A 12210-nucleotide genomic window follows, 5' to 3' on the forward strand; every position below is an offset into this window, starting at 1 on the left:
CTGGTGATCAGGCCCTTGATCATTTCAGGCCCGGACATTGGTCACCCGGACTGACACCCTCCTGGGTTGCCAGGATGCGAATCGAGCCATCGGCCTGGATCTGGCCCAGGCGCATCGCCAGCGGGGTATGACGGCTGGCGTTCATCCGCACGACGCCACGGGGCCCGACCACCGATACCTCCTTCAGCGCCTCGACGACCGCGGCGGAGTCGGTGGAACCGGCTTTCTCAACCGCGGCCTTGTAGAGGAAAAACGCTTCGTATTGCGGTTCGGAAAGCTCGTTGGGCGTCGACAGGTTGCCGGCGAATTTCTGCCCCAGGTCCGCGAGGAATTTCTTGTTTTCCGGCGTGTCGATACTGGTCAGGTACGAGGCCGACATATACATGCCCGTCGCGACGTCGCCCATGGTCTTGCCCGTGCCTTCGTCGATGGCCAGGTTGCCGTAGGGCAGCGTCAAGGCAGCCGCCTTGAGCTGTTTGGCCAGCGACACGTTCGGCGCGCCACCGGCCGTGGCACTGATCAGGGCATCAGGTTGCAGCGAGCGGATCTTGGAAATGACCGCGGTCCAGTCACTGCCATCCATCGGCAGGTATTCTTCGCCGATGACCTTGCCACCGTGCTGCTCGATATAGGCCTTGGTGAACTTGAGCATGCCGCGGCCGAAGGCGTAGTCATTGCCCACCAGGAAGTAGTTTTTCGCGCCGAGCTTCTGGCTGAAGTAATCCACCACCGGCGCTACCTGCTGCTCCGGCACCCAGCCGTTGACATACATCCACTTGTTGCAGGAACGCCCCTCATAGAACGAGGTGTAGATGTATGGCACGCGACCGCGGGAAACGATCGGCAACGCGGCATTGCGCGCAGCGCTATTTTCCATCGCGATGATTGCGTCGACTTTCTTTTCCAGGACCAGCGTATCGAAAGCCTTCTGCGCCCCGATGGCACCGGACGCATCATCGACAATCTCCAATTGCACGGGACGGCCGAGTATTCCTCCGCTGGCATTGATCTGCTCAACGGCGAGCTGCGAGGACTGCACGACGGCAGGCGCCACGACGCTGTTGGCGCCTGACAGCCCGACTGCCACACCTATCTTGACAGGCTCTGCGGCCTGGCCCTGGGCTGTCAGCAACGCAGTGGCGGCCAGAACAGCGATGCGGATGAGCGACTGAGTGGATTTCATCTGAATATCCTCGGTTGATTTTTATTGTAGGTAGGGGTTAGTAGCGAGGGAGTTGCCAGCCCGTGCCGAGCATGGGGTCGTAGATGTCGCTGCGTCGGTCACGCAGGACCGTGTTGAACAGGGTCAGGTGCCGGGATTGGCGGGACGCCTTGAGATTGATCTCGGCGTAGAGTATTTGCTGCTGGTCCGCACTGCCCGGGTCGGTCAATGGCCAACCGTCGGCCCCGACGATGAGACTGTTGCCGATAAAGCGCTGGCCCCGTTCGGTGCCCACGCGGTTGGCGCAGATAATGTTCAGGCTGTTGGCGTGAGCATTGGCCATGGCCAGGGTATTGGCCATGATCATGGCGTCATCGCGCTGCCCCGCCATGGGCACCCAGTTGGTGGGCATGCAGACGATATCCGCGCCTTGCATGGCCAGCAGTCGATAGACTTCGGGGAACCAGCCGTCATAACAGATGATCATCGCCAGGCGGCCAAAGGGCGTATGGAAAACCGGCAGGCCAAGATCCCCGGCCTCGAAGTACAGGTGTTCGTCGCCCCACAGATGGAGCTTGCGATAAGTGCCGACGTAACCTTGCGGCCCGACCATCACGGCGGAGTTGTAGAGTTTGTTGCCCAAGCGTTCCACAAGGCCGGCGATCACGTAGATATCGCGTTGCCGGGCGATGTCTGCCCAGGCCTGGGTGCTGGCTCCTGCCGGTACCGGCTCCGCCAGGTCGAACGCTTCTTCGCGACTGGAAAAGACGTAACCGCTGCTGGCCAGTTCAGGCAAGACAACGACCCGCGCACCGGCGCTCGCCGCCTCATCGATCAGGCGCAATGACACTTCCAGGTTGTGCGCCTTGCAGCCCACGCGGGGCTCCATTTGCACGGCGGCCACGCTGAGGCCGGGAAATTCCTGGGGTGAATCGGAGGGTTGCAAGGTCGACATATAAAATTTTTCCAAAAAAAAAAGCCCCCGAATGCGCTGTTAACGCAAATCAGGGGCTTCTATAGCCGGTATGTACTCAGCACTATTGCTGAGGGTCTGCGATCTCTTGAAAAGAAAAGGCGACCTGTGAAATCAAATTACACAGGTCCATCGAATACTGTCAACGCATTTCAATCGACGGCCATCAAGCCCGCGAAGTACCCGTCGACAGCGTCGGCACCTGCGTGTCACGGACGGAACCCTTCAGGGAAGAACGCTATCGAGTAATTCACGGACTCTTGCGCGATTGGCACTGCCCCACTCACACAACGGCACCAACGCCGCCGCCAGGGATTGACCAAACGCCGTCATCTCGTAATCCACTCTGGGCGGAACCTCCTGATAGTCACGACGCACAATGATCCCGTCGCGAGCCAGTTCGCGCAGTTGTTGAATCAGCACCTTTTCGCTGATCCCGGTCACCAGTCGCTTCAACTCGCCATAGCGTCGAGGCCCACCGTTCAGGTGGAACAACACGATCGGCTTCCACTTGCCACCGATCACAGCCAGGGCCACTTCCAACCCGCAATCACGTTCAGTCGTGCTCATGAATTTTTCTGCCTACGCACCTTTTGGTAGGTACTACCATATCAGAATGTATCCATGCACACTCATCCCGAACCTACCCACCGGGAGAAAAAACATGAGCAAGCTCGCAGGAAAAGTCGCGGTCATCACCGGCGCCAACAGCGGTATCGGCCTGGCCAGCGCCAAGCGTTTTGCGGCAGAAGGCGCGACGGTATTCATGTGTGGCCGTCGGCAGAAAGAACTGGATGCGGCGGTCGCGCAAGTCGGCGCAAATGCCCGGGGTATCCAGGCTGACGTATCGAGCCTTGCCGACCTGGATCGCCTTTTCGACATCGTCAAACAGGAAGCCGGGTTGATCGATATCCTGTTCGCCAATGCTGGCGGTGGTAGTTTCGCCCCCCTGGGTGAGATCACCGAAGCACAGTTCGATGCCACCTTCGCCACCAACGTCAAAGGCACCCTGTTCACCGTGCAAAAGGCCCTGCCGCTACTCAAGGATGGCGCTTCGGTCATCCTCACGGGCTCAACCACGCAAATCACCGGCACGCCTGCGTTCAGTGTCTACAGCGCCTCCAAGGCAGCCATCCGCAACTTCGCCCGTAGTTGGATACTGGACCTGGCGCCACGCAAGATCCGCGTCAACGTGCTGGTGCCCGGCGCTACCTCGACTCCCGGCTGGCACGCACTGGCAGACAATGACGAAGCGCATCGGGAAATGGTCCGATTTGTCGAAACCACCACCCCCCTGGGGCGCCTGGCGGAAGCCGAAGAGTCCGCGAACGCGGCACTGTTCCTGGCCTCGGACGAAAGCTCGTACGTCAACGGTAGCGAGCTGTTCGTCGATGGCGGTGCGGCGCAGGTCTAGATATCCAGGGCCGGTATGGGGAGACGCGAGGGTGGCGCAGCCTGCCGCCAGCTCAATGCTGACTGTATTTTTCGGCCAACGCCGCGTACTCATGGGGCTCGGGAAATCGCTCGAAACTGTGAGCCGCCCCGGTGGCGGCCCACGACAGTTTTTCGCTCGTCCAGGTTTCCATGAATGGCCTGAAGCGCTCGGGGTTTTCCAGCAAGGTACTGCGCACACCGATCACCGCATCGTTGCCGTCGGGGCGGGTGAACACCCAGGTCAGGCAATCGGGGCAAAACAGATGTCGTGTCGCGCCTCGCAAACCGCCGGTCACCGGGGTGCCCCGGGTGAGCACAAAATGCTCCGCCAACACCAGCGCAGTGAGGGAGAACGCGCTGGCCGTCATCTTCTGGCAGCCCGTGCAATGACAGGCAGTGGTAATGATCGGCTCGGCGCGCAGTTCGAAAGCGACTGCCCCGCAACGGCAACTGCCTGTGGTGGTGATTGACTGGGTCATGCTGTCTCCGATTCGTGATGCTGCCAACGCCTGCGGATGAGTCCCTCCTCCCGGCACCTGCAAACAGCATGGCGCAGATACTCAGACAAGCCTATTGGACAAAACTGACCTGCTGCTCGTCAGGAATGTATGAGCCTCTCCCAACCCAGGCGAAGGAACCACCCCTCAGCTCTGCGAAGCCGCGTCAGATCCCTACTGCGTGCGAAGCACTGCGCCCTGACGACTGTTCGCCTCCTGTGCGCGTGGTTTGAGCATGGGTGTCAGGAGCAGCAGCGCCAGGGACGCGGCCACGAGCACGCCATAGGAGGCTTCGAAGGTGCCTGTCCGGTCACGCAGGAAGCCAAAGGCAAAGGGCCCCAGCGCTGCCGTGAGGTAGCCGACAAACAGCATGAAGGCCGTCCACTGGCTGGCCTCTTCCTGGGAAGTGGTGTTGTCCAGCGGCAGCGTCATGGCCAGGGAGAAACACGTGCCCTGCCCCAACGCGATGACCATCACCGGTATCGCACCCAGTGCGTGCGGTGACAGCCAGAGCAACGCCGCCCCCACCGTGGACAGGACCGCGGCCCCGGTCAGCCACCCGCGACGATCCGGCGTGTTGCGGGTCATGATCCCCGACACGAGGCTGCTGGCCGCGACAATGGCGGTGAACAGGCCCAGGTTGCTACCGGGGCCCAGGCTGTTGATCGCCAGCTCCCGACTGCTTTCACCCACCCAGGCAAAGCAGGCGTAGCACACAAACTGGCTCAAGCCGAAGTACACCGCGATCAACCAGGCCCGACCAGTACGGGCCGGAGACTGGCTGACAACGGCTGTCGAAGCGCGTTCAGCGTGAGGCCGGGAGGGAAAGATCGAGGCCAGCCGTTGCCAACTGACAATGGCGAACACACAGAGGATCGCCCAGACACCCGCCGCCAGGCGCCAGCCACCCTCGGCGAGCGCCACGTACTCGCTGCCTACGGCCGCCATCGTGGCACCGACACCCAGCCCGGCGGCATAGATGCCCATCAGCAATGCTGCCCGGCTCGCAAAGTGGCTCTTGATCCAGCCACCGATAAGCGGTCCCGAGATAGCGACCCCGACGCCCACCAGGAAGGTCGACAGCAGGAGACTGCTCGACGAGCCCGCCAGTGCCCGCAGCACCAGCGCCAATCCGAGCAGTACCAGGGAGAAAAGAATCACGCGATCGTTGCCGAAGCGACGACCGATGCGCGGGATAAAGATCGCGAAGAACCCCATGCACACATCCGGTATCGCGGTGAGCAACGCCGCCTGGGCATGACGCAGGGCAAACTCGACCTGAATGGCGTGAACCAGCGGACCGACCGAGACAATACCTGGCCGCAGGGCCAGGGCCATGATGAACAGGCCCAGGCCCGCTACCGATGCAACGGCCTTCGATTTTCGATTGACTTGGACTGACACGTGATACCCCCGGGGCTCTTTCGCTGAGTGCATTTGTGTGGCAAATACTAAGCTCGCCCCAGGACTGGACGGTTTTTCATGAATGCCAAGATTCGTCGCCAAAGTGACACCCTCAACGCACACGGCAAAAGCGACGACTACAACGACTACCAAGACGTGCCACGGCTGATCACCGCCTTCTCCCGAGACCAGAAGGCGGGCAGCTACAACGCGCCGCACAGCCACCCGAGGGGGCAGTTTCTCTACGCGAGCGAAGGTTTGATGCGGGTCGCCAGCGGCAATGGCATCTGGTCCATTCCACCGCAGCGGGGGTTATGGATTCCGGCGGGTATCGTGCATGACCAGATCATGCTCACCGACACGCGGATGCGCACCCTCTACATCGAACGCAGCCAGGCCGACCAATTGGGTACGCGGGTCAAGGTGATCGAGGTCGATACGCTGTTGCGCGAGCTGATACTGGCGCTGGCCGAGCAACCCATGGTTTATCCGGACGATGTGCACAACACAAGCCTGGTCGCGCTGATCCTGCACAAGCTCGAACACTCGCGAACCGTCCCGCTGGAAATTCCCTGGCCGCAGGACCGCCGCCTGGTCTCGATCTGCCAGCAGATCCTCGAGTCCCCGGCCATGCCCCAAACCATCGAGCAATGGTCCGAAGTGGTCGGGGCGAGCACTCGAACCCTGATCCGACTCTTCATCAAGGAAACCGGGATCACCTACCGCCAATGGGTACAGCAAGTGCGCCTGGCCCAGGCCCTCATCATGCTCGAGGCCGGCGAGCCCATCAATCGCATCGCCGACAGCCTGGGGTTTGCCAGCCCGAGCGCTTTCTCGGCCATGTTCAAGCGCATACTGGGCGAGTCGCCACGGGACTATCTGGATCGGGGCTGAGCGCACGGCAGGTGCTGCTCGCCCCTGAATCAGACCGGCTGGCTGTCCATCGCCTCGATCAGCGCGGACCTTATCTCCGGATCATTCGCGGTATGTCCGGCCTGTACGATCCTCAACTGCGCCTGCGGCCATGCGCAGGCCAGGTCATAGGCACTCTTCACCGGGCATATGAGATCGTATCGACCATGCACGATCACCGCCGGGATGTGCCTGATGCGGTCGACGTTGGCGAGTAACTGACCAGGCTCCAAAAAGAACCGGTTGCGGAAATAATGCGCCTCGGCCCGGGCGATGCTGATGGCTATCTCGGGTGTCTCGAACAACCCCGCGCCGTCGGGCTCGTGCACCAGGGTCATGATGCCGCCTTCCCAGTTCCCCCACGCCAGGGCAGCTTCCAGGCGCACCGCCGCGTCCGGGCTGTCCAGCCGACGCCAGTAGGCCTCGACCATATTGCCCCGCTCCTGCGCAGGGATGAAATCCCGGTATCGCGCCCAGCGCTCGGGAAATACCCAGGCAGCACCGGAATCCATTTCATTCAACCAGTTCACTTCCTCCTGCCGCGCCAGGAAAATGCCGCGCAACACCAGGCTGGCGACTCGCTCGGGGTGCGTCTGCGCATAGGTCAGCGCCAGGGTCGAACCCCAGGAACCGCCAAAGACAATCCAGCGCTCAATCCCCAGATGCGTGCGCAGGGCCTCGATGTCGGCGACCAGGTGCCAGGTCGTGTTATCGGTCAACTCCGCGGGCGGCAACGACTGACCTGCACCGCGCTGATCGAAGAGGATGACCCGGTAGCGCTCGGGGTCGAAAAAACGCCGGGCCGTCGGCGCCACACCTGCTCCCGGACCGCCATGCAAAAACACGACAGGCTGTCCGTCGGGGTTACCGACTTCTTCGACATAGAGCCGATGCAGGGCATCCACGGGCAGGTGATAGCTTTTGTAGGGAGTAATTTCGGGATAAAAATCACGCATGGGCGACCTCGCGATGGGCTGGAAAGCATGGCTTGACCAATATGTCGACGGCCATGGCTGCGCATGCATCATACTGCGCGCAAGCCATTGGCCGTCGATAAAGCCATATCAGGCCGCTATCACCACCAGCGCAACGGGATGACCTAGCGGGCACCTCTGATCAGGTCCGCCGCTTTTTCGCCGATCATGATGCACACCGAGTTGGGGTTGCCCGAGATCAGCGTCGGCATGATCGACGCATCGGCTACCCGCAGCCCGTCGATGCCATGCACCTTGAGGTCGGGCCCGACCACAGCCAGCTCATCCACGCCCATGCGGCAGGTCCCCGAAGGGTGTAGCGCGGCGTGGGCTTCCCGATGGCAGAACTGCTTCATGGCTTCGCGCGAACGGATGCCGGAGTCCGGCACATGACGCCGGGCCACATAGGGCTTGAAGGCCGCCTGGGCCATGATCTCGTCGCCCACGAGACAGCCATCCACCAGGCTTTCAATGTCGTAGGGGTCGGAAAAATAGTTGGGCACGATGCGCGGTGGCGACATCGGATCGGCCGAATACAGCCCGACATGACCTCTGGACCGTGGCCGGATCTGCCCCAGGTTGAGGGTGCAACCATTGCCGCCGGGCACGGACTCCACCCCCTCCTCGATGCCGGCGCCCACCACCATGAAGTACTGGATATCGGGATGGCTGGCGGCCTTGTCGCCCCACCAGAAGGCCCCGCCCTCGATCAGGTTGGAGGCGGCCGGGCCCTGCCTGAACAGCGCGTACTGCAACCCCGCGAGCATTTTCCAGAACGGCTTCTTGTACTTGTCATAGCTGTGGGGACCGGTCAGTTCATAGACCAGCGACACTTCGATATGGTCCTGCAGGTTCTGCCCCACGCCAGGCAAATCCTGGATTACCTGGATGCCATGCTCTTGCAACTGCGCCGCGGGCCCGATACCGGACAACATCAACAACCGCGGAGAGTTGATCGCGCCGGAGGACAGCACGATCTCCTTGTCGGCATGCATCACCTGGCGCACGCCCTTCTCGATGTACTCGACGCCGACGGCCTTGTTGCCCTGCATCAGAATGCGGATCACCCGGCAACCGGTCTTGACCGTGAGATTCCCCCGCCGCCTGGCCGGTGCCAGGTAGGCCACCGCCGCGCTGCTGCGAAAACCGTTTTTGGCGGTGATCTGGTACAACCCGCAGCCCTCGGGCGTGCCCGAGTTGAAATCTTCGTTGTAGGGCAGCCCGTACTGCTGGCAGGCCCGCAGCCAGACTTTGGTCAGCGGGTGGATATTGATCGGATCGGACACCCCCAGCGGCCCGCCGACGCCATGCACGTCATTGCAGAAACGCTCGTTGTCCTCGGCCTTCTTGAAGTAAGGCAGCACGTCGTTGTAAGACCAGCCGGCAGCGCCCTGCTCCGCCCAGCCATCATAGTCGGCGGGCACGCCGCGGATATAGATCATGGCGTTGACCGAACTGCCTCCACCCAGCACGCTGGCCTGGACCATGGTCGGCGTTTCGCTGCGCTGCTGGTCCGCGGTGGGCTCCCAGGCATAGCGTTTGAGCAACGGGCCCTGGGCGGTCTTGTAGTAGGCCCCGGGAATATGGATATAGGGGCTGCGATCGCGAGGCCCCTCCTCGAAAAGGACAACGGATGCCGCCGCGTCCTCGCTCAGACGCGATGCGATCGTGCAGCCCGTGGAGCCGCCCCCGATTACGATGAAATCCACCATGACGACCTCAGATCTTTTTAGTATTGAGCCGAATGTTGAAACCTGACCGATCAACCCGTCCGATCAAAGCACCAGGCGGGTCAGCAGCGCCTTCAGCTCCCGGGCGACGGCATAGCTGTTCTGTTGCTGCTGCTTCTTGCAGAACAACTCACAGCTCCACCAGCCGACGTAACCGGTGGCCTTGACCGCCGAGGTCCATTCGGCCAGATCCAGGACCCCGCTGCCCGTGGGAACATCCCTGAGGACTTCTTCATTGGGAATGCCGCCCTCGAAGGGCAACGAATCGCAGACATGCACGCCGTAGATCACGTCCTTGTTCATCCTGGCGACGTCATTGGGGGTGACGCCCGAGGTAAAGCAATGCCAGTAGTCGATCACCATCCTGACGTTGCCGCGCCCGGTGCGATCAATCAGCCGCAGTTGATGCTCCAGGCTGTTGAGAGGCGTCCAGGACAAGGCTTCCAGGTAGAGCAGCAGATTGTATTGCCCGGCCAGGTCGGCCAGGGCGGCGAGGTTTTTCGCGGTCAAGGCGTACTGCTCGGCCTGATCGAATCCCAGCAGGCCCGAGTAATGGGCGCTCTTGCCAAACCGCTGGAAATCAAGCACCGCCTGGACATTGATGGGACCGGTAAGCACCTGCACGCCCTTGGCCCCCGCCAGGTTGGCCAGTTGAAACAGCCGCTCAGCTTCCTTCATCAGTTCATCGCGCTCGGCGCCCTGGCGTTCGATATCGCGCAGGTAACCGATGCCGGGCACCCGGACGTGCCTGAGTACTTCCTGAAGCTGCGACTCGGTATAACCGGCCTGCAGATACGCTTCCAGTTTGCTGCTGTTGATTTCCAGCGCGTCGAAACCCACCGTCTGTGCGATGTCGATATCCATGGCCAGGGTCGAGTGTTTCGCGACGGTGGAATGCAGGGTCAGGATGTTGTTCTGGGTTGTCATATGACACTCCTACCATTGCCGTTGATTGTAGGGAGATGAGGTCCACCTGGAGATTTCGCAGTCCCGCCAAATACGCCGCAACCTGACGCAGAAGCTGCGTCAGGCAGGATCATCTGGCGCCGAGCGGCAGGCGATTGGCCAAGCCGGAGACTGTCCGCGCCGCGGCATCCAGGCGCTCCTGCGACAAGGAGCCGTCGGCGACGGCCGCGACAATCGTCCGCACGACCTGCGCCATCTGCGGCATCGCCCCGGCGGAAATCAGCAGCAGGTCCGCCCCGGCCTTCAACGCCGCCACGGCCACCTCGCCGAGGGACAACTGCCCCTGGGTGGAGCGATGGTCCAGGTCGATGGTCATGACCAGCCCCTTGAAACCCAACTCCTGGCGCAACACACCGATCAGTTCGGGTGAAACCGATGCGGCCACCGGCGGGGTGCAGGCGGCAAATATCGCCGGCCCCATCATCACCGCATCCGCCCCGGCGTCGATCCCGGCCTGAAAGGCCGGCCAGTAACGACGCAGTTGCGCCATGGACTCGCCGACCAGCGCTTCTTCCGTCGCCGGCTGCCGCAACAACACCGGATGCCCGGGAAAGTGCTTGAGCGTGCTCGCCAGCCCGGCCCGGCGCACACCCCGGACATAGGCCGCCACCATCGCCGCGGCCTGCGGGACATCGTCGGATAACGTACGGCCCGCCAGCCAGACATTGGTACCGCCGACCACATCGGCGGTCGGTGACAGCAGCAGGTTCACGCCGGTATTGCGCACCGCCGTCGCGACCTGAAAGCAAGCCTCCTCCAGCTCGGCGCTGTCCATGGCCCGAGCCACGTCCGGCTCGGGCAACGCCGGGGTGATCCCCTGCAAGCGGTGAACAGCGGAGATATCGGCATCGGCGGCCAGCAGCAGTGGCCCAGCCAGCTCGGTGGCCGTGCCGGTGAAGCGCTGCCATTTATCCAGGGTTTCCGACTGCAGGCGGTCCGCGCTCATTTTTCCGCTGACATACTCCTGGGCAGTCTCGCCAAACAACAGGCTACGCCCGCCCTCGCCGAGAAAGCGGCGCACGTCATCCGTCATCCGCAGATCCAGTACTACCGGAAACAGGACGCCGTAGGCCTTGCGTTCATTGCTGTTCATGGCCCGCTCCGTCGCTGTCAGCATCGCGGGTGTCGGCAGCGTGAGTGGCGATGGCCAGTTGGCGAACCCTGGCGGCAGCGTCCAGCAACACCTGGCGCTCCAGCGTGCCCTCATGCACGGCGGCAACAATGGCCTCGGCGATGGCTTCCAGGCCCGACTCACTGGAGACGAGCAGCAAATGCGCCCCGGCCAGCAGCGACGCGACGGCGGTCTCGGTGATGCCGTTGCCCCGCAGGATGGACACCGCGTCCAGGTCGTCGGAAATGATCAGGCCCTTGAAGCCGAGGGTATCGCGCAGCACCGCGATCACCCTGGACGAGGTCGAGGCGGAGTGATCGGGGTCGATGGACGGGATCACTGCCGGCCCGGGCATAACGGCTTTCACGCCACTGGCGATGACCGTCTTGAAGACGTCGAGGTTGTCATGGAGCAATTCCAGCGGTCCCGGCACCGTGGCCTCGGCAATGGCCGGGTCCTGCTCGGTGACAGGGTGTCCGGGAAAATGCTTGGCCGTGGCAATGACACCTGCCCGTTGCACGCCACGGATAAAGGCACAGGACACCCGGCTGACCTCAACCGGATCGGCTCCCAGGTGTCGGTTGAGCAACCACGGGTTGGCCCCGGTGACCACATCGACGATGGGCGCCAGGAACAGATTGACGCCCAGGTCGCGGGCCGCGCTGGCCATCTCGAAACAGCGCTGCTCGATTTCCCCGGCAGCGAGGCTCCGCAGCTGTGCCCGGGAAGCGACGGCGGGCACCAATTGGTGCAGGCGTTCGATGCCGCCCAGTTCCTGGTCCACCGCGATCAGTAGCGGCGCACCGGCAATTGCCGTGGCCTCCCGCACGATATCGATAAAATCGGCACGGGACTCGCTGGCCTTGCGCTCCGCGCTCATGTCGCGGCCGACATATTCTTCCCGGGTTTCACCCAACAACAGGGAGACACCGCCCCGGCTCAGGTACCGGCGCAGATTGTCGTCCAGTCGCAGATCCCCGAATGCGGGAAGCAGCACCGAATACGCGGCGCGATGCAGTTCGCTTGACATTGTTTTTCCTCAGCAGC

The 12210-nt window shown here is 62.4% G+C and carries 12 protein-coding genes; 2 read left to right on the top strand and 10 right to left on the bottom strand.

Going from position 1 to position 12210, the window contains the following annotated elements; genetic code table 11:
• Positions 1-19: 19 nt before the first annotated feature.
• The 3 genes from KI243_RS16945 to KI243_RS16955 form a co-directional block, all read right to left on the bottom strand.
• Positions 20-1183: a substrate-binding protein gene (locus KI243_RS16945; RefSeq protein ID WP_017128548.1), complete on the bottom strand. Its 1164-nt coding sequence runs from the start codon at positions 1181-1183 to the stop codon at positions 20-22.
• A 37-nt stretch (positions 1184-1220) separates the two neighbouring features.
• Entirely contained in the window at positions 1221-2117 is an 897-nt protein-coding gene (locus KI243_RS16950) for a nitrilase family protein (protein WP_212809413.1), read from the bottom strand.
• Positions 2118-2360: 243 nt separating this feature from the next.
• A complete protein-coding gene (locus tag KI243_RS16955; protein ID WP_042936497.1) occupies positions 2361-2705 on the bottom strand; it encodes a helix-turn-helix domain-containing protein in 345 nt (114 codons plus the stop codon).
• Positions 2706-2799: 94 nt separating this feature from the next.
• On the opposite strand from KI243_RS16955, the gene KI243_RS16960 reads away from it, so the two are divergent.
• On the top strand, positions 2800-3549 hold the full coding sequence (locus KI243_RS16960; protein WP_212809415.1) for an SDR family oxidoreductase: 750 nt from the start codon (positions 2800-2802) through the stop codon (positions 3547-3549).
• Between the two features lie 52 nt (positions 3550-3601).
• Here the strand turns inward: KI243_RS16960 and KI243_RS16965 are convergent, their stop codons facing one another.
• Positions 3602-4048 carry a GFA family protein gene (locus KI243_RS16965; protein ID WP_212809417.1) on the bottom strand — a complete coding sequence of 149 codons (447 nt, stop codon included), beginning with the start codon at positions 4046-4048 and terminating at the stop codon, positions 3602-3604.
• Positions 4049-4240: 192 nt separating this feature from the next.
• Entirely contained in the window at positions 4241-5470 is a 1230-nt protein-coding gene (locus tag KI243_RS16970) for an MFS transporter (RefSeq protein ID WP_244861723.1), read from the bottom strand.
• Between the two features lie 78 nt (positions 5471-5548).
• Between KI243_RS16970 and KI243_RS16975 the strand changes: the two genes are divergently transcribed.
• Positions 5549-6364 (top strand): helix-turn-helix transcriptional regulator, encoded by an 816-nt coding sequence (locus tag KI243_RS16975; protein ID WP_212809421.1) that lies wholly within the window; start codon positions 5549-5551, stop codon positions 6362-6364.
• A gap of 29 nt (positions 6365-6393) precedes the next feature.
• Here KI243_RS16975 and pip read toward each other — a convergent pair whose 3' ends face one another.
• The 5 genes from pip to KI243_RS17000 form a co-directional block, all read right to left on the bottom strand.
• Positions 6394-7338: a prolyl aminopeptidase gene (gene pip, locus KI243_RS16980; RefSeq protein ID WP_177082732.1), complete on the bottom strand. Its 945-nt coding sequence runs from the start codon at positions 7336-7338 to the stop codon at positions 6394-6396.
• Between the two features lie 143 nt (positions 7339-7481).
• Positions 7482-9068, bottom strand: coding sequence for a GMC family oxidoreductase N-terminal domain-containing protein (locus KI243_RS16985; RefSeq protein ID WP_212809423.1), 1587 nt, complete (start codon positions 9066-9068; stop codon positions 7482-7484).
• 63 nt (positions 9069-9131) lie between these two features.
• Complete coding sequence (locus KI243_RS16990; RefSeq protein ID WP_212809425.1) at positions 9132-10013, bottom strand: sugar phosphate isomerase/epimerase family protein; 882 nt, start codon at positions 10011-10013, stop codon at positions 9132-9134.
• A gap of 109 nt (positions 10014-10122) precedes the next feature.
• Positions 10123-11145 carry a glycoside hydrolase family 3 N-terminal domain-containing protein gene (locus KI243_RS16995; protein WP_212809427.1) on the bottom strand — a complete coding sequence of 341 codons (1023 nt, stop codon included), beginning with the start codon at positions 11143-11145 and terminating at the stop codon, positions 10123-10125.
• Positions 11132-12193, bottom strand: a complete 1062-nt coding sequence (locus KI243_RS17000) for a glycoside hydrolase family 3 protein (RefSeq protein WP_212809429.1) — start codon at positions 12191-12193, stop codon at positions 11132-11134. Before KI243_RS17000 ends, KI243_RS16995 begins: the two co-directional genes overlap by 14 nt.
• Positions 12194-12210: the final 17 nt, after the last annotated feature.

Origin of the sequence: Pseudomonas sp. Ost2, assembly GCF_018326065.1 — a bacterium.
GTDB classification, from domain to species: Bacteria; Pseudomonadota; Gammaproteobacteria; order Pseudomonadales; family Pseudomonadaceae; genus Aquipseudomonas; species Aquipseudomonas gingeri.